At 73.1% G+C, this 21,702-nt stretch carries 19 protein-coding genes and 1 pseudogene; 5 read left to right on the forward strand and 15 right to left on the reverse strand.

Features of this window, described 5'->3' with window-relative positions; translation table 11 throughout:
• Positions 1 to 58 precede the first annotated feature (58 nt).
• Complete coding sequence (locus tag ACH4PU_RS23075; RefSeq protein ID WP_398275106.1) at positions 59 to 880, forward strand: HAD family acid phosphatase; 822 nt, start codon at positions 59 to 61, stop codon at positions 878 to 880.
• Positions 881 to 890: 10 nt separating this feature from the next.
• Here ACH4PU_RS23075 and ACH4PU_RS23080 read toward each other — a convergent pair whose 3' ends face one another.
• The 8 genes from ACH4PU_RS23080 to hrcA all read right to left on the reverse strand — a co-directional run bounded on the left by ACH4PU_RS23080 (position 891) and on the right by hrcA (position 7,386).
• A complete protein-coding gene (locus ACH4PU_RS23080) occupies positions 891 to 1,802 on the reverse strand; it encodes a ribonuclease Z (RefSeq protein WP_398275109.1) in 912 nt (303 codons plus the stop codon).
• Positions 1,803 to 1,829: 27 nt separating this feature from the next.
• The gene (locus tag ACH4PU_RS23085) at positions 1,830 to 2,189 is read right to left on the reverse strand and encodes a histidine triad nucleotide-binding protein (protein ID WP_398275112.1); all 360 of its coding nucleotides are present in this window, start codon (positions 2,187 to 2,189) and stop codon (positions 1,830 to 1,832) included.
• 98 nt (positions 2,190 to 2,287) lie between these two features.
• Positions 2,288 to 2,881 (reverse strand): NAD(P)H-dependent oxidoreductase, encoded by a 594-nt coding sequence (locus tag ACH4PU_RS23090; protein ID WP_398275114.1) that lies wholly within the window; start codon positions 2,879 to 2,881, stop codon positions 2,288 to 2,290.
• A 133-nt stretch (positions 2,882 to 3,014) separates the two neighbouring features.
• On the reverse strand, positions 3,015 to 3,221 hold the full coding sequence (locus tag ACH4PU_RS23095; protein WP_398275117.1) for a bacteriocin immunity protein: 207 nt from the start codon (positions 3,219 to 3,221) through the stop codon (positions 3,015 to 3,017).
• A gap of 43 nt (positions 3,222 to 3,264) precedes the next feature.
• A complete protein-coding gene (locus ACH4PU_RS23100; protein ID WP_398275120.1) occupies positions 3,265 to 4,014 on the reverse strand; it encodes a 16S rRNA (uracil(1498)-N(3))-methyltransferase in 750 nt (249 codons plus the stop codon).
• Positions 4,011 to 5,048, reverse strand: coding sequence for a nitronate monooxygenase (locus ACH4PU_RS23105; RefSeq protein WP_398275293.1), 1,038 nt, complete (start codon positions 5,046 to 5,048; stop codon positions 4,011 to 4,013). The genes ACH4PU_RS23100 and ACH4PU_RS23105 overlap by 4 nt, the downstream gene beginning before the upstream one ends.
• A 184-nt stretch (positions 5,049 to 5,232) precedes the next feature.
• On the reverse strand, positions 5,233 to 6,369 hold the full coding sequence (gene dnaJ / locus ACH4PU_RS23110) for a molecular chaperone DnaJ (RefSeq protein WP_398275123.1): 1,137 nt from the start codon (positions 6,367 to 6,369) through the stop codon (positions 5,233 to 5,235).
• Positions 6,370 to 7,386 carry a heat-inducible transcriptional repressor HrcA gene (hrcA, locus tag ACH4PU_RS23115; RefSeq protein ID WP_185945358.1) on the reverse strand — a complete coding sequence of 339 codons (1,017 nt, stop codon included), beginning with the start codon at positions 7,384 to 7,386 and terminating at the stop codon, positions 6,370 to 6,372.
• A 230-nt stretch (positions 7,387 to 7,616) separates the two neighbouring features.
• Here hrcA and ACH4PU_RS23120 point away from each other — a divergent pair, with 230 nt between their 5' ends.
• Complete coding sequence (locus ACH4PU_RS23120; protein WP_398275127.1) at positions 7,617 to 8,363, forward strand: MBL fold metallo-hydrolase; 747 nt, start codon at positions 7,617 to 7,619, stop codon at positions 8,361 to 8,363.
• Positions 8,364 to 8,396: 33 nt separating this feature from the next.
• Positions 8,397 to 9,227, forward strand: coding sequence for a DUF3097 domain-containing protein (locus ACH4PU_RS23125; protein WP_398275130.1), 831 nt, complete (start codon positions 8,397 to 8,399; stop codon positions 9,225 to 9,227).
• Here ACH4PU_RS23125 and ACH4PU_RS23130 read toward each other — a convergent pair.
• From ACH4PU_RS23130 to lepA, 4 genes are all read right to left on the reverse strand, one after another.
• On the reverse strand, positions 9,224 to 9,808 hold the full coding sequence (locus ACH4PU_RS23130; RefSeq protein WP_398275133.1) for a Uma2 family endonuclease: 585 nt from the start codon (positions 9,806 to 9,808) through the stop codon (positions 9,224 to 9,226). The two genes, ACH4PU_RS23125 and ACH4PU_RS23130, sit on opposite strands and share 4 nt — an antisense overlap.
• 83 nt (positions 9,809 to 9,891) lie before the next feature.
• Positions 9,892 to 11,124, reverse strand: a complete 1,233-nt coding sequence (hemW, locus tag ACH4PU_RS23135; RefSeq protein WP_398275136.1) for a radical SAM family heme chaperone HemW — start codon at positions 11,122 to 11,124, stop codon at positions 9,892 to 9,894.
• Positions 11,125 to 11,204: 80 nt separating this feature from the next.
• On the reverse strand, positions 11,205 to 13,094 hold the full coding sequence (locus ACH4PU_RS23140) for an AMP-dependent synthetase/ligase (protein WP_398275139.1): 1,890 nt from the start codon (positions 13,092 to 13,094) through the stop codon (positions 11,205 to 11,207).
• Positions 13,095 to 13,369: 275 nt separating this feature from the next.
• Positions 13,370 to 15,235 (reverse strand): translation elongation factor 4, encoded by a 1,866-nt coding sequence (lepA, locus tag ACH4PU_RS23145; protein WP_398275142.1) that lies wholly within the window; start codon positions 15,233 to 15,235, stop codon positions 13,370 to 13,372.
• Between the two features lie 205 nt (positions 15,236 to 15,440).
• Between lepA and rpsT the strand changes: the two genes are divergently transcribed.
• Entirely contained in the window at positions 15,441 to 15,707 is a 267-nt protein-coding gene (gene rpsT, locus ACH4PU_RS23150; protein WP_398275145.1) for a 30S ribosomal protein S20, read from the forward strand.
• Positions 15,708 to 15,998: 291 nt separating this feature from the next.
• Here the strand turns inward: rpsT and holA are convergent, their stop codons facing one another.
• The gene (holA, locus tag ACH4PU_RS23155; RefSeq protein ID WP_398275148.1) at positions 15,999 to 16,997 is read right to left on the reverse strand and encodes a DNA polymerase III subunit delta; all 999 of its coding nucleotides are present in this window, start codon (positions 16,995 to 16,997) and stop codon (positions 15,999 to 16,001) included.
• A gap of 144 nt (positions 16,998 to 17,141) precedes the next feature.
• On the opposite strand from holA, the gene ACH4PU_RS23160 reads away from it, so the two are divergent.
• Complete coding sequence (locus ACH4PU_RS23160) at positions 17,142 to 17,369, forward strand: hypothetical protein (RefSeq protein ID WP_398275296.1); 228 nt, start codon at positions 17,142 to 17,144, stop codon at positions 17,367 to 17,369.
• Between the two features lie 88 nt (positions 17,370 to 17,457).
• On the opposite strand, the pseudogene ACH4PU_RS23165 reads toward ACH4PU_RS23160, so the two are convergent.
• Both ACH4PU_RS23165 and ACH4PU_RS23170 read right to left on the reverse strand, forming a co-directional pair.
• A pseudogene (locus ACH4PU_RS23165) lies at positions 17,458 to 19,965 on the reverse strand (ComEC/Rec2 family competence protein); the annotation flags it as partial.
• A gap of 518 nt (positions 19,966 to 20,483) precedes the next feature.
• Complete coding sequence (locus ACH4PU_RS23170) at positions 20,484 to 20,954, reverse strand: helix-hairpin-helix domain-containing protein (RefSeq protein WP_398275151.1); 471 nt, start codon at positions 20,952 to 20,954, stop codon at positions 20,484 to 20,486.
• Positions 20,955 to 21,702: the final 748 nt, after the last annotated feature.

The raw sequence follows: 21,702 nt of genomic DNA on the forward strand, positions 1-21,702 counted from the left end.
CCATCCGACATTGACCGGGTGTGGAGTGGGGCCCTAGCTTCGCGCTGCACCCGCTCACATGTTCATCAGGAGTTCATACGTGTCGCCTTCGCTGAAGTCTTCCCGCCGGCGCGTCCGCATCGCGGTCGCCGGTGCCGCCGCCGTCGCCGTCGGCGCCGGCCTGTTCGCGACCGGCGCGGCGACCGCGGACCGCTCGGTGCCCCGCTCGGACAAGGAGATCCCGAACCTCACCCTCGTCCAGGAGAAGATCAAGTCGTACTACGGCGACACGGTCGACAAGAAGGGCGAGCACTACGCCTCCCCGAAGAGCAGCTACGCCCAGCAGGTCGCCGAGATCGAGAAGAAGGCCAAGGCCCACCTCGAGGGCGTCGTGCGGAACGCGCCGAAGAAGGGCGCCAAGCCGGCCATCGTCCTGGACGTGGACGACACCACGCTGCTGACCTACAACTACGAGCTGAAGCAGGGTTTCCACTTCACGCCCGAGTCGCAGGACGCGTACCTGAAGTCGACCGACATGACCGCCGTCTTCGGCATGCCGAAGCTGGTCAACTGGGCGCAGTCGAAGGGCATCACGGTCTTCTTCGTGACCGGCCGCGGCGAGCACCAGCGCGCGTGGAGCGTGCGCAACCTGAAGAACGCCGGTTACAAGCCGGCCGCCGACCGGGCGCACTTCTTCCTGAAGGACAAGAAGAACCCGCCGTCCTACCTGAAGTGCGGCGCGAACTGCACCACGGTCGAGTACAAGTCCGGCACCCGCAAGCACATCGAGGCCCAGGGCTACCGGATCGTCGCCAACTTCGGCGACCAGTACAGCGACCTGCAGGGCGGTGCCTCGGGCCGCGCGTTCAAGCTCCCCAACCCGATGTACTACCTGCCGTAAGGCCCCTCGTTCACCGTTCCCGCTTGGGAACGGGGACGCGTGTGAGGTCCCGGGCGACGGTGAGCTCCCCGTCGAAGCCCGCCGCCCGGGCCTGCCGTTCGAAGACCTCCGGGTCCGCGTACCGCTGCGAGAAGTGCGTCAGCACCAGGTGCCGTACCCCGCTCTCGGCCGCCACCCGGGCAGCCTGACCGGCCGTCAGGTGCCCGTGGTCGGCGGCCAGGGCCGCGTCCTCGTCCGTGAACGTGGACTCGATGACGAGCATGTCGCACCCCTCCGCCAGGGCGTACACCCCGTCGCAGAGCCGGGTGTCCATCACGAACGCGAACCGCTGGCCGCGCCGCGGCTCGCTGACGTCCGCCAGCGTCACCCCGCCGAGGACGCCGTCCTTCTGGAGCCGGCCCACGTCCGGGCCGGTGATGCCGTGCTCGGCCAGCAGCGCCGGCAGCATCCGCCGCCCGTCCGGCTCCACGACCCGGTACCCGTAGGACTCGACGGGATGGGAGAGCCGGCGCGCCTCCAGCGTGTACGACGGCGTCTCGGCCAGCACCCGGCCCTTGCCGGACACCGGCTCCTGGGCCAGCTCCACGGTCTCCCGGTAGGCGGTCGCGTAGCGCAGGCGCTCGAAGAAGCGGCGGCCGCTCGCCGGGTAGTGCGCGGTGACCGGGTGGGGCACCTGGTCCAGGTTGATCCGCTGGATCACGCCGGCGAGGCCGAGTGAGTGGTCGCCGTGGAAGTGCGTGACGCAGATCCGGTTGAGGTCATGGGCGGCCACCCCGGCGCGCACCATCTGGCGCTGCGTGCCCTCCCCCGGGTCGAAGAGCAGGCCCTCGCCGTCCCAGAGCAGGACGTAGCCGTTGTGGTTGCGGTGCCGGGTGGGCACCTGGCTGGCGGTGCCGAGGACGACGAGTTCACGTACGGACATGGTGGAGGCTCCCGTTGTGCTGTGGCTCTAGCCGGGCGGCCAGTTGAGCCCACGGCCCCCGAGCACGTGCGCGTGCGCGTGGAACACGGTCTGCCCGGCGCCGGCCCCGGTGTTGAAGACGATCCGGAACCCCGAGCCGTCCACGTCCTCCCCGGCGGCCACCTCGCCCGCCTCCCGCAGTATGTCCGCGGCGATCAGCGGCTCGGCGGCGGCGAGCGACGCGGCGTCCGGGTAGTGCGCCTTGGGGATCACCAGGACGTGCGTGGGCGCCTGGGGGTTGATGTCCCGGAACGCCACGGTCGTCTCGGTCTCCCGGACGACCGTCGCGGGCACCTCCTTAGCGATGATCTTGCAGAACAGGCAGTCGGCCTGCGGTTCTCCCGCCATCGTGCACTCCCTCCGGGGCGTCGGCTGATCGTGATCGGATCGTACCGGGCGGGACTGACAACGAGGGCGGCCGCCGGTCGGGACAGGGGACGGGACCCTCAGGCCACCAGCGCGGCGGCCGCCTCCCGCGCCTCCGCGAGCCACGCCTCCCGCTCCGCCGCCGTGGAATCCGAGACCGTCCGGAAGACCTTACGCCGCACGTCGGTGACACCGACGTAGGGCAGCACGCAAGCGGCCCAGATCCGCTGGAGCGGATCACCGAACTCCTCCCGCTCCCGGGTCTCCGGGGTGTCGGACGTGTTGAGCACCAGCGCCCGGCCGGCCCGGAGCAGCCCCTCGGGTTCGCCGTCCGCGTGCTCCAGCTTGTAGGCGACGCCGGGCGCGAGCACCCGCTGCACCCAGCCGGCCAGCACGGCCGGGGGCATCCCCCACCAGTTGGGGTGGACGAACACCAGACCGTCCGCCCTGGCGAGCTCCGCGCGGTACCGGGCCACGAGCGCGTCATCCGCCGTCCCGGCACCCGCCACCGTGCCCGTCTCGTCGGCCCGCAGGAGCGGATCGAACCCCTCCGCGCAGAGGTCGTGCGCGAGGACCTCACACCCGCGGGCACCCAACTCGTCCGTCACCGCCGCGAAAAGCGTGTGGTTGAAGCTGCCGGGCTGGGGGTGGGCGAGGAGAGCGAGGACGCGCACGGGGAACTCCCTTCAGAGGTGCGGCGCTTCCCGCGCCGCGTGGTCGTGGGTGAGGAAAACCGGTTCGCGGCGCACCGGCGGATGTCCGGACGCCGGCCCGGCGACGGCCGCGTCCTCGGACACCACCCGGGGGTCACAGCGCGATCGGGCGGTACGCCAGTGCCGCGGCGACGACCTGCTCCGCCGTCGGTTCCGGGCGGGTGTGGAAGATCAGGTCGGTGACGGCCGGGTGGGGGACATGGCGCTCCAGGAGGGCGACGAGGGCGTCGTGCTCGGCTTCCGTGGCGCCGTCCGCGTCCATGACGCGCCGGACCAGTGCGACCAGTTCGTCCTCGGTCATGCCGCGGGCTTCCCTCCCCGCGGCACTCCGCCGCGGCCCCGGCTCAGCTCCACCGCCCCGTCCGTCCCAGCAGCAGTGCCGTCGCCGCCGTGCCCGCCGTGGAGGTGCGGAGGACGCTGGGGCCGAGGCGGTAGGGGTGGGCGCCGGCGGCTTCGAAGGCCGCCAGTTCCTCGGGGGAGACGCCGCCCTCGGGACCGACGACGAGGACGATGTCGCCGGTCTCCGGGAGGCCCGCGGTGGCGAGGGGGGTGCTGCCCTCCTCGTGGAGGACGGCCGCGAAGGCGGCGTCGGCGAGGAGGGCGGCGACCTGGCGGGTCGTCATCAGGTCGGCGACGTCCGGGAAGCGCAGGCGGCGGGACTGCTTGCCGGCCTCTCTCGCCGTCGCGCGCCACTTGCCGAGGGACTTCAGGCCGCGGTCGCCCTTCCACTGGGTGACGCAGCGGGAGGCGGCCCAGGGGACGATCGCGTCGGCGCCGGTCTCCGTCATGGTCTCGACGGCGAGTTCGCCGCGGTCGCCCTTGGGGAGGGCTTGGACGACGGTGATCCGCGGCTCGGGCAGCGGCTCGGAGCGGACGGAGGTGACGGCGACGTCGAGGTGGTCCTTGCCGCTGACGGCGGCCACCGTGCCGTGCGCGCCCGTGCCCCGGCCGTCCGTCAGCACGATGTCCTCGCCGACGCGCAGCCGGCGGACGGAGACGGCGTGCCGGCCCTCGGGGCCGTCGAGGGGGAAGACGGTGCCGGGGAAGACGCCCGTGAGGGAGTCCTCCTCGACCAGGAAGACCGGCGCTGTCATGAGTCGCTCCCTCGCGATGGTGCTGTCAAGGACGCGCGGGCCGCGTCGAGTTCGGTGACCAGGACCTCGACGAGGCGGGCCGCCGGGAGGTCGCGGGCCAGGCGGTGGCCCTGGCCCGCCCACAGGTTGACGGCCTGCGGGTCGCCCGCCGCGGCGGCGGCCTTGCGGAGGCCGGCCGTCAGGTAGTGGACCTGGGGGTAGGCGGCGGGGGCGTAGGGACCGTGCTCCCGGATGAATCGGTTCACCAGGCCACGGGCCGGGCGCCCGGAGAAGGCGCGGGTCAGTTCGGTGCCGGTGAACAGCGGGTCGGTCAGCGCCCGTTTGTGCAGCTCGCTCGCGCCGGACTCCGGGCAGGCGAGGAACGCCGTGCCGAACTGCGCGGCACAGGCGCCCGCGGCGAGCACGGCCGCTATCTGGGCGCCGCGCATCAGCCCGCCCGCGGCGACCAGCGGCAGCGGGACCGCCTCCCGGACCTCGGTGAGCAGGGCGAGCAGCCCGGCACCGGCCCCCGCGCCGTCCAGCCGGGGATCGTCGTGGTGGGTGCCCTGGTGGCCGCCGGCCTCGACGCCCTGGACGCAGAGCGCGGCGGCGCCCGCCTCCCGGGCGGCCCGCGCCTCGGCGACGGAGGTGACGGTCACCGCCGTCACCGTGCCGGCCGCGGCGAGCGCCGCGAGGTCCTCGGCGGACGGGCAGCCGAAGGTGAACGAGACGACCGGAACCGGGTCGTCCAGGAGGATGGCGAGCTTGGCCTCGTACCCGTCGTCGGTGGCCCGGTCCCAGTCGCCCAGGGGCGCGTCGTACCAGGTGGCCTCGCCCGCGAGTTGCTCGGCGTAGACCTCGACGGCCGCGGGGTCCGCGGCGGGCGGCTGCGGCATGAACAGGTTCACGCCGAAGGGCCGGGACGTACGGGCACGGAGCTGCTTGATCTCCTCGTACATCGCGGCCGGCGTCTTGTAGCCGGCGGCGAGGAAGCCGAGGCCGCCGGCCTCGGAGACGGCCGCGGCGAGCGGCGGGCAGGAGCCGCCGCCCGCCATCGGGGCCTGCACGATCGGGTGCCGGAACAGGCCGGTCAGCGCGGTGTCCCCAACGGGTTCCCCTACGGATTCCCCAACGGATTCAAAGGCCATGACCACATCGTGTCACGCTCCTCGGACCGTGCCGAACGGAACCCGGGCCGCGCCGGCCCGGACCCGGACGCCCCCGGATCCGGCCCGTCCGCTAGCGCCCGTTGAACGCGTCCTTCAGCCGCGAGAACAGCCCCTGCTGCCCCGGCTTGAACTCGCCCGTCGGCCGCTCCTCGCCACGGATCTTGGCGAGCTGCCGGAGCAGCTCCTCCTGCTGTGCGTCGAGCTTGCCGGGCGTCGTCACCTCGACGTGCACGATGAGATCGCCGCGCCCGCCGCCGCGCAGGTGCGTGACACCGCGCTGGTGCAGCGGGATCGCCTGGCCGGACTGGGTGCCGGGCCGGATGTCGATCTCCTCCAGGCCGTCCAGCGTCTCCAGCGGCACCTTGGTGCCCAGCGCCGCCGCGGTCATCGGGATGGTGACCGTGCAGTGCAGGTCGTCACCGCGCCGCTGGAAGACCGAGTGCGGCTTCTCGTGGATCTCGACGTAGAGGTCGCCGGCCGGGCCGCCGCCGGGGCCGACCTCGCCCTCGCCCGCGAGCTGGATGCGGGTGCCGTTGTCGACACCGGCGGGGATCTTGACCGTCAGCGTGCGGCGGGACCGGACACGGCCGTCGCCGGCGCACTCCGGGCACGGCGTCGGCACGACCGTGCCGAAGCCCTGGCACTGCGGGCACGGGCGGGAGGTCATGACCTGGCCCAGGAACGAGCGGGTGACCTGCGAGACCTCACCACGGCCGCGGCACATGTCACAGGTCTGCGCGGACGTGCCGGGGGCGGCGCCCTCGCCGCTGCACGTGGTGCAGACGACGGCCGTGTCGACCTGGATCTCCTTGGTCGTGCCGAACGTCGCCTCGTCCAGGTCGACTTCCAGCCGGATCATCGCGTCCTGGCCGCGGCGGGTGCGCGAGCGCGGGCCGCGCTGCGACGCCTGACCGAAGAAGGCGTCCATGATGTCGGAGAAGTTGCCGAACCCGGCACCGAAGCCGCCGGCGCCACCGCCGCCGCCCGAGGACGAGAGCGGGTCGCCGCCGAGGTCGTAGACCTGCTTCTTCTGCGGGTCCGAGAGCACCTCGTAAGCGGCGTTGATCTCCTTGAACCGCTCCTGCGTCTTCGGGTCCGGGTTGACGTCCGGGTGCAGCTCGCGGGCGAGGCGGCGGAAGGCCTTCTTGATCTCGTCCTGCGAGGCATCGCGCCGTACGCCCAGGACCGCGTAGTAGTCCGTGGCCACTTACGACTCCGCCAGGATCTGTCCGACGTAACGTGCCACTGCGCGTACCGCTCCCATCGTTCCGGGGTAATCCATGCGGGTCGGTCCGACCACGCCGAGTTTGGCGACGGCTTCGTCGCCCGAACCGTAGCCGACGGCGACGACGGATGTGGAGTTCAGGCCCTCGTGGGCGTTCTCATGACCGATGCGGACGGTCATGCCTGAATCCGTGGCCTCGCCGAGCAGCTTGAGGAGGACGACCTGCTCCTCCAACGCCTCCAGCACGGGCCGGATCGTCAGCGGGAAGTCATGACCGAAACGGGTGAGATTGGCGGTGCCGCCGATCATCAGCCGCTCCTCGGTCTCCTCGACCAGGGTCTCCAGGAGAACGGCCAGGACCGTCGAAACGGTTCCGCGATCGTCCTGCTCGAAGGAATCGGGGAGATCCTGCACCAGCTGCGGCACATCCGTGAACCGCCGGCCCACCACGCGGCTGTTGAGCCGCGCCCGCAGATCCGCCAGCGCCACCTCGCCGACCGGCGCCGGGCAGTCGACCATCCGCTGCTCGACCCGCCCGGTGTCCGTGATCAGCACCAGCATCACCCGCGCGGGGGCGAGCGGCAGCAGCTCCACGTGCCGGACGGTCGACCGGGTCAGCGACGGGTACTGCACGACCGCCACCTGCCGGGTGAGCTGCGCCAGCAGCCGCACCGTGCGGGCCACCACGTCGTCCAGGTCGACCGCGCCGTCCAGGAAGTTCTGGATCGCGCGCCGCTCCGCGGAGGACAGCGGCTTGACGCCCGCCAGCCGGTCGACGAAGAGGCGGTAGCCCTTGTCGGTCGGGATCCGGCCGGCGCTGGTGTGGGGCTGGGCGATGAACCCCTCCTCCTCCAGCACCGCCATGTCGTTGCGCACCGTCGCAGGGGACACGCCGAGGTGGTGACGCTCGGTGAGGGCCTTGGAGCCGACGGGCTCCTCGGTGCCCACGTAGTCCTGGACGATGGCACGCAGGACCTTGAGCCTGCGTTCGCTCAGCATCCGCGCACACCTCCAGTCCAGCGGGTCCAGCCGTCTCGCGGGGTCCTGCCCGGGTCTTACCCGGGTCTCGTGCCTGGCACTCAAAGGTCACGAGTGCCAAACCCCACACGTCAGTGTACGGCGGTCCACCACGGCCACGGCAAGGCAGTCGCGCTCCGTATCCGATCCGCGTCCGATCCGCGTGCGCCGCCGGACGGGTCACCGTACCGCGCGCGCGTTAGGTTCCCGGCATGGGAAACCACGGAGGAACGGACCAGGAGCAGCACAGGGGGGCGCGCTGGGAACGGCTCGCGCCGGGGGTGGCCCGGCGCAGGCTGCCGCGCTGGGACGCGACGACGGGGGCGGTCGTCGGGGCGTCGGGCGTCCTGGTCGTGGACACGGGGGCGACGCTCCGTGAGGGTGGGGAGATCGAGCGGGAGGTGCGGGAGCTCTTCGGGCGGCCCGTGACGCACATCGCACTCACACATGGCCACTTCGACCACGTCTTCGGCACCGCCGCGTTCGCGGGCGCGGCGGTGTACGGGGCGGCGGGGCTCGCCGATCAGCTCGCCCCCGGGGAACTGCGGGAGGACGCGGTCCGGTACGGGATGGACGCGCGCGACGCCGCCGAGGCCGCGGCCCGGCTGGTGACCCCGGCCCACGAGGTCGCCGACGGAGCGGAGCTCGACCTCGGCGGCGGGCGGCGGGCCCGTCTCGTCGCGCTGGGAGCCGCCCACAGCCGGCACGACCTGGCCGTCCTGGTGCCGGGCGACGGCGGGGCCCCGGACGTCGTCTTCTGCGGCGACCTCGTCGAGGAGTCCGGCGAACCGCAGGCCGGCCCCGACGCCGCACCGGCCGCCTGGCCGGCGGCGCTGGACCGGCTGCTCGCCCTCGGGGGCGACGACGCGGTGTACGTACCGGGGCACGGCGCGGCGGTCGATGCCCGGTTTGTCCGTGAGCAACGCAACGCGCTGGCACGCCGCTTCGGCGTGTCGTAGGCCGGGAGGGCGGGTTTTTCCTATCGTCTGCGCGTGCGCAGCAGACAGTACGGCCCCGACCTGACGCCTCCCTGGAAGCGGAGCGTCCCCGTCCCGGAGGTGCCGGCCGAACCGGACCTGGTGGTGGAGGAGGTCACGACCGGCTTCTGCGGGGCGGTCGTCCGCTGCGAGAAGACCGCACAGGGGCCGGCCGTGACCTTGGAGGACCGCTTCGGCAAGCACCGCGTCTTCCCGCTGGAACCGCGCGGCTTCCTGCTGGAGGGCCGCGTCGTCACCCTCGTCCGTCCCTCCGCGGCGCCGCGCACACCGTCCGGACCCGCCCGTACCGCCTCCGGTTCGATCGCCGTCCCCGGCGCCCGGGCGCGCGTGGCGCGGGCCGGACGGATCTACGTCGAGGGGCGGCACGACGCGGAACTGGTCGAACGCGTCTGGGGTGACGACCTGCGCATCGAGGGCGTCGTCGTCGAGTACCTGGAGGGCGTCGACGACCTCCCGTCCATCGTCCGCGACTTCGCCCCCGGGCCGGACGCGCGGCTGGGCGTCCTGGTGGACCACCTGGTGCCGGGATCGAAGGAGTCGCGCATCGCGGCGGAGGTCACGGGCGAGCACGTGCTCGTCGTCGGGCATCCGTACGTGGACGTGTGGGAGGCGGTGAAACCGTCGTCCGTGGGGATCGCGCGGTGGCCGTCCGTGCCGCGGGGGCAGGACTGGAAGACGGGGGTCTGCCGGGCGCTGGGCTGGCCGGTGAACACGGGAGCCGCGTGGCAGCGGATCCTGGCGGGGGTGCGGTCGTACAAGGACCTGGAGCCGGAGTTGCTGGGGCGGGTGGAGGAGCTGATCGACTTTGTGACGGTGGGGAGTTAGCGGGGGGTGCCGGGGAGGGTGCGGAAGTCGGACGTGTCCAGGGTGACGCCCATCAGGTCGAGCGGCACGGGTTCGCCGAACTTGCTGGTGCGTTCCGTCCGGTAGTCGGCCTTTTCGCCGGCGCCGAAGGGCTCGGTCAAGAGCACGCACTTGGCGGCGAACGGATCGATGATCAGGTAGGCGGGGACGCGACCGGCCGCGTACATCGAGCGCTTCTGGTGGTAGTCACGGAGGGCGCTGGTCTTGGAGACGACCTCCACGAGCAGCGTGGCGGCCGCGGCGGGGACCAGCCGGCCGGGGCCCTCGAACGCACCTTGCTCCATCACCAGCAGGTCCGGCTGCGGTTCGCTGTCCTCGCCAGGGATGGCGATGTCCTGGGTCTGGAGCGGTTCCCAGCGGTCGAGCGAGAACTGCCGCTGCGTCCAGAGAACGATCTTGTTGTGAACCCAGTCGGGCCCCGCCATCATCACGATGTCCCCCCGCAACAACTCGATCTTGTACCCCTCGAAGACCTCGGGGTGCTCGTCAATGAGCGCGATCAGTCGTTCGTCCACAGCCATCATCTCCGTGGTCCTCCGCATCGCCGCTCCTGGTTTCGGCGACGGCCTAGGGAGAGGCTAGGCGCAGACGGGGGCGATACGCGTCAGTTCACCCGATCAGGCAATCAGTCCACCAGGTCCCGCACCACCGCGTCCGCCAGCAGCCGCCCCCGGAGCGTGAGCACGGCGCGCCCGGCCTCGTACGGCGCGCGCTGGAGCAGACCGTCCGCCAGGGCCTTCTCCGCCGCCGCGAGCCCCGCCGGCTTCAGGAGGGACAGCGGGGAGCCGTCCACCAGGCGCAATTCCAGCAGGATGCGCTCGACGCGCCGGTCCTCTTCGGCCAGGATCTCGCGGCCCGCCCCCGGGGAGCGGCCCTCGGCCAGGGCCTGCGCGTAGGCGCCCGGATGCTTGACGTTCCACCACCGCACCCCGCCGACGTGCGAGTGGGCGCCGGGCCCCGCGCCCCACCAGTCCGCGCCGCGCCAGTACAGCTCGTTGTGGCGGCAGCGGCCGGCGTCCGTGGTGGCCCAGTTGGAGACCTCGTACCAGGAGAAGCCCGCCGCCGTGAGCCGCTCCTCGGCGATCAGGTAGCGGTCGGCGTGGACGTCGTCGTCGGTCATGGGGACCTCGCCCCGGCGGATGCGGCGGGCCAGCTGGGTGCCCTCCTCCACGATCAGGGCGTAGGCCGAGACGTGGTCGGGGCCGGCGGCGATGGCGGCGTCCAGCGAGGCGCGCCAGTCGTCGTCGCTCTCGCCGGGGGTGCCGTAGATCAGGTCGAGATTGACGTGGTCGAAGCCGGCGGCGCGGGCCTCGGCGACGCACGCCTCGGGGCGGCCGGGGGTGTGCGTGCGGTCGAGGATCTTCAGGACGTGCTGCCGGGCGCTCTGCATGCCGAAGGAGACTCGGTTGAAGCCGGCGGCCCGCAGTTCCTCCAGGTAGCGGGGGTCGACGGACTCCGGGTTGGCCTCGGTGGTGACCTCGGCGCCGGGGGCGAGGCCGAACTCGTCGCGGACGGCGGCGAGCATCCGGCCCAGATCGGCGGCGGGCAGCAGGGTGGGCGTGCCGCCGCCGACGAAGACCGTCTCGACCGGGCGCGGGTCGTCGCCGAGCACCTTGCGCGCCAGCCGGATCTCCTCGGCGACGGTGTCGGCGTAGTTGTCGCGGGAGGCCAGGGCGCCGCCGGAGCCGCGCAGCTCGCTCGCGGTGTAGGTGTTGAAGTCGCAGTAGCCGCAGCGGGTGGCGCAGTACGGGACGTGCAGGTAGAAGCCGAGGGGCCGCCGGCCCGCGTCGGCGAGGGCGTGCGGGGGCAGCGCCCCGTCGTCGGGCACGGGCTCGCCGTCGGGCAGTACGGAAGGCATGGGTCCATTGTCCGGCATGACCGCCGGACGCCGGACCGTGCTCGAGCCCTCGGGCACCGGGGCGCGGGGAGGCGCCCCGGTCAGCGCTCGCGCGTGCCCTCGTACATCTCCTCGATCAGGTCCTTGTACTCCCGCTCCACGACGGGCCGCTTCAGCTTGAGGCTGGGCGTGAGCTCCCCGTGCTCCACGTCCAGGTCGCGCGGCAGCAGCCGGAACTTCTTGATCGTCTGCCAGCGCTGGAGGCCCTCGTTGAGCCGTCGGACGTACTCCCCGACCATCTCCTCGGTCTGCGGCGCGGCGACCACCTCGGCGTACGTGCGGCCGCCGAGGCCGTGGTCGGCCGCCCACTTGAGCAGGGAGGGCTCGTCCAGGGCGATGAGGGCGGTGCAGTAGTTCCGGTCGGCGCCGTGGACGAGGATGTTGGAGACGAACGGGCAGATGCCCTTGAAGCGGCCCTCGACCTCGGCGGGGGCGACGTACTTGCCGCCCGACGTCTTGATCAGGTCCTTCTTGCGGTCGGTGATGCGCAGGAAGCCGTCGGGCGACAGTTCGCCGATGTCGCCGGTGTGGAACCAGCCGTCCGGTTCGAGGACTTCCGCCGTGCGCTCGGGCAGTCCGTGGTAGCCCTCCATGATCCCGGGACCGCGCAGCAGGACCTCGCCGTCGTCCGCTATGCGGACCTCGGTGCCGGGGAGCGGCTTGCCGACGGTGCCGGTGCGGTACGCCTCGCCGGGGTTGACGAAGTTGGCGGCGCTGGTCTCGGTGAGGCCGTAGCCCTCCAGGATGTGGATGCCGGCGCCGGAGAAGAAGAGGCCGATGTCGGGGGCGAGGGCGGACGCGCCGGAGATGCAGGCGCGCAGCCGGCCGCCGAACGCCTCCCGGATCTTGGCGTAGACGAGGACGTCGGCGGCCTTGTGGCGGGCGGCGAGCGCGAAGGGGACGGAACGGCTGCCGGTGCGGCGGTAGTTGTCCTGCGAGACTCTGGCGTACTCGCGGGACACCTCGGCGGCCCACTGGAAGATCTTGTACTTGGCCCCGCCGCCCTCCCGGGCCTTGGCGACCACGCCGTTGTAGACCTTCTCGAAGACGCGGGGCACGGCCGCCATATAGGTCGGCCGGACGACCGGCAGGTTCTCGACGATCTTGTCCGCGCGGCCGTCGACGGCGGTGACGTGGCCGATGCCGATGTGCCCGGCCGTGAGCACCTTGCCGAAGACGTGCGCGAGCGGGAGCCAGAGGTACTGGACGTCGTCGGGGCGGACCAGGCCGGTGGCCTCGATGGCGCGGGCCATGTACGACCAGCTGTCCTGGCGGAGGCGGACGCCCTTGGGGCGGCCGGTGGTGCCGGAGGTGTAGATGAGGGTGGCGAGCTGCTCGGAGCGGATCGCGGCGACCCGGTCGCGGACCAGGTCCGGGGTCTCCTTCAGGCGGGCCGCGCCGCGTCGTTCCAGCTCGGCGAGGGAGAGCACCCAGCCGTCCGGGTCCCCTTCGGCGGGTACCGCGTCCGCTTCGTCGATCACCACGACGTGCGCCAGGCCGGGGAGGGCGTCGCGCTGCTCGCGGGCCTTGGCGAGCTGGGCGGCGTCCTCCGCGATGAGCACCTTGCTCTCGGAGTCGGCGAGCATGAACGCCGACTCCTCGGCGTTGGTGCTGGGGTAGAGCGGGGTGGTGGCGGCGCCGGAGCAGAGGATGCCCAGGTCGGCGAGGATCCACTCGACGCGGGTGTTGGAGGCGAGGGCGACGCGCTCCTCGGGGGCGACGCCGAGTCCGATCAGCCCGGCGGAGATCGCGAACACCCGCTCGGCGGCCTGTTTCCAGGTGAGCGAGGCCCAGGCGGACGGGCCGCGGCCGGAGGGGGGCGGCACGGGATACCGGTAGGCCTCGGCATCGGGAGTGGCGGCGACGCGTTCGAGGAAGAGCGTCGCCACGGAGGGCGGCCGGTTCTCGAGCAAAGTCCTGGTGTCGGTCACGGCATCCTCCGGGGCCCGCCTCGTTGCTGGGTGACTCGCGAGTAACCTTCAAGCAGTGATCAGACTAGAGGCGCCGGGGCCGTCATGTAAGAGGCCCAGAAAGCCTTGTTGAACCTGTGACCGAAAGTGATTGGTGGCGCGTACACGTACCGCGCGGGATGCCGCCCGGGGCGACGGGAACTCCCCGGGGACCCCATGGGCCTACGGAAACGCCCGCTCCCTCGCGGGGAGCGGGCGTCCGTGCGCCGCCGGGGGCGCGGCGGGGGCGGGACCGGCTACTTCTTGCCCTTCTCGCCACTCTCGTCCGAGGAGAGCACCGCGATGAAGGCCTCCTGCGGAACTTCCACACTGCCGACCATCTTCATTCGCTTCTTGCCCTCCTTCTGCTTCTCCAGGAGCTTCCGCTTACGGGAGATGTCACCGCCGTAGCACTTCGCGAGAACATCCTTGCGAATGGCGCGGACGGTCTCACGGGCGATGACGCGGGAGCCGATCGCGGCCTGGATCGGCACCTCGAAGTTCTGCCGCGGGATGAGCTCGCGGAGCTTGGCGACGAGCCGGACGCCGTAGGCGTACGCCTTGTCCTTGTGGGTGATCGCCGAGAAGGCGTCGACCTTGTCGCCGTGCAGCAGGATGTCGACCTTGACCAGGTCGGAGATCTGCTCGCCGGTGGGCTCGTAGTCCAGCGAGGCGTAGCCGCGGGTCTTGGACTTGAGCTGGTCGAAGAAGTCGAAGACGACCTCGGCGAGGGGCAGCGTGTAGCGGATCTCGACGCGGTCCTCGGAGAGGTAGTCCATGCCCAGCAGGACACCGCGGCGGGTCTGGCAGAGCTCCATGATCGCGCCGATGAACTCGCTGGGCGCCAGGATGGTGGCCCGGACGACCGGCTCGTGCACCTCGGCGATCTTGCCGGTCGGGAACTCGCTCGGGTTGGTCACCTCGTGCTCGGTGCCGTCCTCCATGAGGACGTTGTAGACCACGTTCGGCGCGGTGGCGATCAGGTCGAGACCGAACTCGCGCTCCAGGCGCTCGCGGATGACCTCCAGGTGGAGCAGGCCCAGGAAGCCGACGCGGAAGCCGAAGCCCAGCGCGGCGGACGTCTCCGGCTCGTACACCAGCGCGGCGTCGTTGAGCTGGAGCTTGTCGAGCGCCTCGCGCAGCTCCGGGTAGTCCGAGCCGTCCAGCGGGTACAGGCCGGAGAAGACCATCGGCTTGGGGTCCTTGTACCCGCCCAGCGCCTGGGTCGCCCCGTTCTGGAACTGGGTGATGGTGTCGCCGACCTTGGACTGGCGGACGTCCTTCACGCCGGTGATCAGGTAGCCGACCTCACCGACGGACAGACCGTCCGCGGACAGCATCTCCGGGGAGTTGGTGCCGATCTCCAGCAGCTCGTGCTGGGCGCCGGTCGACATCATCTTGATCCGCTCGCGCTTGCGCAGCGTGCCGTCGACGACCTTCACGTACGTCACGACGCCGCGGTAGGCGTCGTAGACCGAGTCGAAGATCATCGCGCGGGCCGGGGCGTCCTTGACGCCGACCGGGGCCGGGACGTCGCGGACGACGCGGTCCAGCAGCTCGGGGACGCCGACGCCGGTCTTCGCGGAGACCTTGAGGACGTCGGACGGGTCGCAGCCGACGAGGTTGGCCAGCTCGGCGGCGAACTTCTCGGGCTGCGCGGCCGGCAGGTCGATCTTGTTGAGGACCGGGATGATCGTGAGGTCGTTCTCCATCGCCAGGTAGAGGTTGGCGAGGGTCTGGGCCTCGATGCCCTGGGCGGCGTCCACCAGGAGGATGCAGCCCTCGCACGCGGCGAGGGAGCGGGAGACCTCGTAGGTGAAGTCGACGTGGCCCGGGGTGTCGATCATGTTGAGGATGTGCGTCGTCTTCGACTCGTCCTCGGAGGGCGCCCAGGGGAGGCGGACCGCCTGCGACTTGATCGTGATGCCGCGCTCGCGCTCGATGTCCATCCGGTCGAGGTACTGCGCGCGCATCTGCCGCGAGTCGACCACGCCGGTCAGCTGAAGCATCCGGTCGGCGAGCGTCGACTTGCCATGGTCGATGTGCGCGATGATGCAGAAGTTACGGATCAGAGCCGGGTCGGTACGGCTCGGCTCGGGCACGTTGGTAGGGGTCGCGGGCACGCAGGATCCATTCGGTGACTTCGGCGTTTGCACGCCAGTCTCGGCGGGAGTCGGGTATACGACCCCTCCATGCTCCCATGAGCGGCGGCCGCCGTCCGGTTTGGGACGGCCCGGGGCGGGCTGGTAGCCTGGTCCACTGTGCTTCGCGACCCTCTCACGCGCGGAGCGCACTCTCGAAATCCAACGAACCTGAAAAGGCTCTTTCGTGGCGAACATCAAGTCCCAGATCAAGCGGAACAAGACCAACGAGAAGGCGCGCCTGCGCAACAAGTCCGTCAAGTCCTCGGTCAAGACCGCTGTCCGCGCGGCCCGCGAGGCCATCGTCGCCGGTGACGCCGCCAAGGCCACCGCCGCCGTCGCCCTGGCCGGCAAGAAGCTCGACAAGGCCGCCAGCAAGGGTGTCCTGCACAAGAACGCCGCCGCCAACAAGAAGTCGGCGCTGGCCAAGCAGGTTGCCGCCCTCAAGGGCTGAAGCCTTTCCGGGGCGTGAGCCCCGGTCCCTGCCGGTACCGGAACCAGCGGCCCCTCTACCGCTCCGGAACGGCACCCCGCCGCGCTCGGTCGTTCGCCACGCGGGCGCGGCAAGAGCCTGACGGCTCACCGAACGAAACCGAGGCCCCGGGCCCGTCCTTCCCCAGGACGGACCGGGGCCTTCGGCGTACTCGGGGCTCGGGAGGAACTCGGGGTACGCGGCGGCCCTCCGGGCATGCCGCGTCGCTCAGGAACGGCTTCGGGGTACCTGGCGGCCCGGGCGGGCGCGCGCTCAGGAGCGACTGCGGGCCGCCCGGGCCACCGCGACCACGGCCTTCTCCAAGGCGTACTCCGGATCGTCGCCGCCGCCCTTGACCCCAGCGTCCGCCTCGGCGACGGCGCGCAGCGCGGCCGCGACGCCGTCCGCCGACCAGCCGCGCATCTGCTGGCGCACCCGGTCGATCTTCCACGGCGGCATGCCGAGCTCACGGGCCAGGTCGCCCGGCCGGGCACCGCGCGGTGCCGAGGCGAGCTTGCCGATCGAGCGCACGCCCTGGGCGAGGGCGCTGGTGATCAGCACCGGCGCGACGCCGGTGGACATGGCCCAGCGCAGCGCCTCCAGGGCCTCGGCGGCCCGGCCCTCCACGGCCCGGTCGGCGACGGTGAAGCTCGACGCCTCGGCCCGGCCGGTGTAGTAGCGGGCGACGACCGCCTCGTCGATCGTGCCCTCGACGTCGGCGACGAGCTGTGCGCAGGCGCTGGCCAGCTCGCGCAGGTCGCTGCCGATGGCGTCGACGAGCGCCTGGCACGCCTCCGGCGTCGCGGACCGGCGCGTGGACCGGAACTCCTGCCGGACGAACGCCAGCCGGTCGGCCGGCTTGGTCATCTTGGGGCAGGCGACCTCCCGGGCCCCCGCCTTCCGGGCGGCGTCCAGCAGCCCCTTGCCCTTCGCACCGCCGGCGTGCAGCAGAACGAGGGTGATCTCCTCGGCCGGGGCGCCCAGGTAGCCCTTGACGTCCTTGATCGTGTCCGCCGAGAGGTCCTGGGAGTTGCGCACGATCACGACCTTGCGCTCCGCGAACAGCGACGGGCTGGTCAGCTCGGCGAGGGTGCCGGGCTGGAGCGCGTCCGGCGCGAGGTCACGGACGTCGGTGTCCGCGTCGGCGGCGCGGGCCGCGGCCACCACCTCCTGCACGGCGCGGTCGAGGAGAAGCTCTTCCTGCCCCACGGCGAGCGTGACGGGGGCGAGCAGATCGTCGTTCGCGGCTTTGCCCGCGGTGTTCCTGGCCATCGGACCCAGCATCCCACGCGGGTCGGACACTCCGTCCCGCGCGGGCCGGGCGCTCCCCTCCACGGTCGTGCGGGCATGCCGCACAATGAGCGGGTGAGCAGCGTTCCCCCTTCCTCTTCCTCCGTCGACCGCCCTTCCCGCTTCCTGCTGGTGCTCCCGGACCGGGAGGCCGCCGAGGAGGCGGCCGAGCGGGCCGCGGCCGAACACCCCCTGGACGGGACGCCGCAGATCGTCCGCGAGGCGCTGGCCGGAGAGGACGACGCGGAGGACGCTCAGTGGCTGGTCGTCCTGGAGGACCCGGACGGCGTCCTGGACTCCGCCGCGCTGCACGCCCTCGCCGAGGAGTACGAGGGCTGGATCGAGACGGACTGAACCGTCCGCTCCCCCGTTCCGTTCCCCGCCCCGTCCCCCGTTCCGGAGGCCGCGCCGCCGGGTCCTGGCCGCCCAGGACGGCGTCGGCCGCGCCCGTCACCGCCACCGGCCCGTCACGGTCGGTCCGCAGCACCACCGCGCCCTCCGCGCGCAGGGCGGTGAGCGTCCGCGGCGCGGGATGCCCGTAGGAGTTGCCCGTCCCCACCGAGACGACGGCCAGCCGGGGCCGCGCACGGTGCAGCAGCTCGGCGTCCTGGTGGGCCGAGCCGTGGTGGGCGACCTTCAGGACGTCCACCGGCGGCAGCTCCGGATGCCGCTCCAGGAGGGCGTGCTGGGCCGGCGGTTCGAGGTCGCCGAGGAGCAGGAGGGTCAGCTCCCGGGCGCGGACGAGAAGGGTGACGCTGGCGTCGTTGGGGCCGTCCTCCGCCTCGGCCGCCTCCCCCGGAGACGGCGGCCACAGCACCTCCCAGGACAGCGGACCGAGCCGGCCGCGTTCGCCGGGTGCCGCGGCGACGACCGGGACACCCGCGCGGCGTGCCTCGCCGCGCACGAACGCGGCCTGCCCGGGCGGTTCTTCGAACGGGGTGCCCTCGATCGTCCCCACCGCCCGGCCGCGCAGGACGCCGGGCAGTCCGTCCACGTGATCGGCGTGGTAGTGCGTCAGCAGCAGGAGCGGCACGGTCCGCACGCCCAGCGCGCGCAAGCAGTGGTCGACGGCCCGGGGCTCGGGCCCGGCGTCCACGACGACGGCCGCTCCGTCACCCGCCGCGAGCGCCAGGGCGTCGCCCTGCCCCACGTCGCAGGCCGCGAACCGCCAGCCGGGCGGCGGCCAGCCGGTGACGATCCGGGTCAGTGGAGCCGGCCGGATGATCGCCAGGGCGAGAAGGAGCGCACAGAGCGCGCCGAACCAGCGCCGTCGGCGTCGGCGGCGGGGCAGGTGCCGCTCGGAATGCCGCTCGGAGCGCCGGGCGGCTCGGTGGACCGCGTACCCGGCGGCCACGACGCCCGCGGCCATCAGCGCCGCTCCCGACCAGCCGCTCGGCCAGGCGACCTCCGCGCCGGGGAGGGCCGCGCCGGTCCGCGCCACGGCCGCCGTCCAGCCGGCGGGCCGGCCCGCGAGCCAGGCGAGGCCGTGTGCCACGGGAGCGGTGAACGGGGCGGTGACCAGGGTCGCGAAGCCCAGGATCGTGGCCGGGGCGACCGCGAGCTCCGCGAGCAGGTTGCAGGGAATGCCGACCAGGCTCACCCGGGACGACAGCAGCACGATCACCGGCGCGCAGGCGGCCTGCGCCGCTGCGGTCGTCGCGAAGGCCTCCGCGAGCCGGGCCGGCACACCACGCCGGCGCAGCGCCGCGCTCCAGCGCGGAGCCACCGTCAGCAGGGCGCCGGTGGCCAGGACGGACAGCAGGAACCCGTAACTCCGCGCCAACCAAGGGTCGTAGAGCACCAGCGCCAGGATGGCCGCCGCCAGGGCGGGCAGCAGGGTGCGGCGGCGGCCCGTGGCGAGGGCGAGCAGGGCGACCAGGCCGCAGGCCGCGGCCCGGAGCACGCTCGGCTCCGGCCGGCACACCACGACGAACCCCAGCACCAGCAGCCCGCCCACGACCGCCGTCCCCCGCAGAGGGATGCCCAGCCGCCCGGCCAGGCCCCGGCGTTCGGCCCGCGCCGCCAGATGCGCGGGGCCGATCAGCAGGGTGAGCAGGATGGTCAGGTTGCTTCCGGAGACGGCAAGCAAATGAGTGAGGTCCGTGGCGTGGAACGCCTCGTCGAGATCGGGCGGGATGCGGGACGTGTCCCCGACCACCAGGCCCGGCAACAGGGCCCGCGCGTCCGGCGTCAGTCCGTCGGTGGCCTCGCGCAGGCCCGCGCGGAGCCGTGCGGCGGTCTTCTGGAGCCCGGTCGGTTGCCCGATCACCTGGGGCGGTCCGTGCCGGACCCGGACGACGGCCGCGATCCTGTCGCCGTCGTACGTGGGCGGCGCCAGCCGGCCGGTCACCCGGAGTCGGGTGGACGGCAGGATGCCCAGCCAGTCGGGCCGGACGAGGAGCAGGACCGGCGTCCGGACCTTGGTCGCGGTCGCCGTCCCCCGCCGGGTGACCTCGACCCGGGTCGCCTCCCCCTCCACGGTGACGGCCGGGGCGGCCCGCACCGCCCCGCGTGCCCGCGGCCGGACCGCACGGGGGTCCTTGACCACCGTGACGTCGAGCGTCGCCTCCGCGTACTCCGCCGCCAGCCCCGGCACCGGCCCCCGCCGGCCGTCCGCTGCCCGCAGCGCGCCGACCGCGGCGCCGGCGGCACCGCACAGCAGCGCGGCGGCGGTGGCCGCGGCGAGGACCGAACCCCAGCGGCGCGGCGCGCGGCGCGGCCAGTCGGTCCGGGAAAGGCGGAGACGACGCGCTGTGCCGTCAGGCCGCGCGGGTCCGTCGGAGGGCGGCTGACGGTCGGAGTGCCGGCTTCCGCCGGGGTGCGCGGGCCCTTGCGCACGCGCCGGGCCGTCGGCAGGCGTCGCCCGCGTCCGGTGAGCGGGCGTGGGCCGGTCGACGCGCGCCGCACCATCCGGGCGTGCCGGGCGGTCGGGGCGTGTCGGCCGCTGCATCGCGCCGTGCGACGGCGGCGCCTTGTCGGACCGCGCGGGCGCGACGGGTGCGTCGGGTGCGACGGGTGTGTCCGGATGTCTCCGTCCGCCGTGGCTCGCCGGTCCGTCGGACTGACCGGGCCTGGCGACGCGCGCGTTTCCGCCCGGGCGTGCGGTCTCGTCCCGGCGGGCCGGTCCGTCGCCGTCGGGCAGCGCACGGGGAGCTGTTGCGGGAGCCGGCCGGCGGGTGGGGTGAGGTGGAGGGGCGGGGTGCGTCGGGCGGGCGGTGGGAGCTCGAAGTGGCGCGGCCCGCTTACGGCACCTGACTGCGATGCCGGCCGACACGGCGGAGAGGAACAGGGCCACCGTGCACAGCGCGGTGACCGTCGTCGCGTCCGCCGTCAGTGCGGCGGCGGCTCCGGCCCAGGCGGCGAGCGCCGGCACCATCAGCCGGAGGTCGGCGGGGATCGCGGGCGGGGGCTCGGGCCGGGCCGGCGGGGTGTCCGGCGGGTCGGTCGCGGTCGGCGGGAGAGTTTTCCTCATGGCTGCACCAAGGGGCGCAGGTCGGCGAAGCGGCGGGCCCCGATGCCGTTGACCTGGCGGAGGTCGGTGACCGAGCGGAAGCCGCCGTGTTGGGTGCGGTAGTCGACGATGTGCTGCGCCAGGACCGGGCCCACGCCCGGCAACGCGTCCAGTTGCTCCACCGTCGCCGCGTTGAGGCTGAGCGGGCCGTTGGCGCCTGTCGCGAGTGCGGTCCCCGTCGCCGGCCTGGGGCCGCCGCCCGGGCCCGCATCATTCGTGCGGGCCGGTGCGTTGGGCGGGGGTTGGCCGGCGCCAGGAGGTGCTCCGACCACGATCTGCTCGCCGTCCGCGAGCACCCGCGCCCGGTTGAGTCCGGTCATGTCGACGCCGGGGCTCGCGCCGCCCGCCGCGTCCAGGGCGTCGACGACGCGGGAGCCGGCCGGCAGTCGCTGGATGCCGGGGCGGCGTACCTTGCCGGAGACGTCCACCACCACTCCCCCGGCGCTCGGGCCCGGCGTACCGGCCGGTGGGACCGATACGGCGGCCACCGGTGCGGGTGGGGGTGCGCCCGGGCGGGCGCGCACCGATGGCAGGGGCGCCGCGACGGGCGTTTCCCGGGTGGGGGCCGGGACGGTCCGCGGTCTGCCCGTCCAGAAGTGAAAGGCCGCGAAGAGGCCCGCGGCGGCCAGGACGATCGCGAGGGCGGCGAGGGTTCTGGGCTCGATGCCGCATCGGAGTTGGACCCAGAGGGGCAGTTTCTCCTGGAGTGCGAGGCGCCAGCGGGTGGGGCGTGGGAGGGGCTCGGGGCTTCCCGCCGTCGGTCGGGGGGCGGTGGAGGCGGGACGGCTCGCTCCTGGACGCGGCCCGCCCGCGCGTGGCCGTTCCGTCGTCCCGGCGTGTGTCCCTCGTCCCGGACCCGCTCCGGCTCGGCAGCCGCCTCGGACTCGGCGAGAGGGGCGGCCCGGTGGGCGGTCGTGGGTGGGCGGGGGTGCGGATGCCTTCGGTGCGGCGGTCTCTTGTGATGTGGCGGTTTCTTTTGGTCCTGCGGATCCCATCAGTGCGGAGGCGCGGTCGCGGAGGGTGGTGTCGGGTGTGGGGATGGTCGCGTCGAGTGCTGCTGTCGTCGTCATGGGAGTTGACGGTAGGAGTGCGCCGCGGGAGTGGGTGATCTTGCTTAAATCCGGTGGACGGGTGCGGAGTTGTGGATAACTTCGTCACCCGATCGAGGGGGTGTGA

The organism is Streptomyces sp. NPDC021100 (assembly GCF_044333095.1).
Classification (GTDB): domain Bacteria; phylum Actinomycetota; class Actinomycetes; order Streptomycetales; family Streptomycetaceae; genus Streptomyces.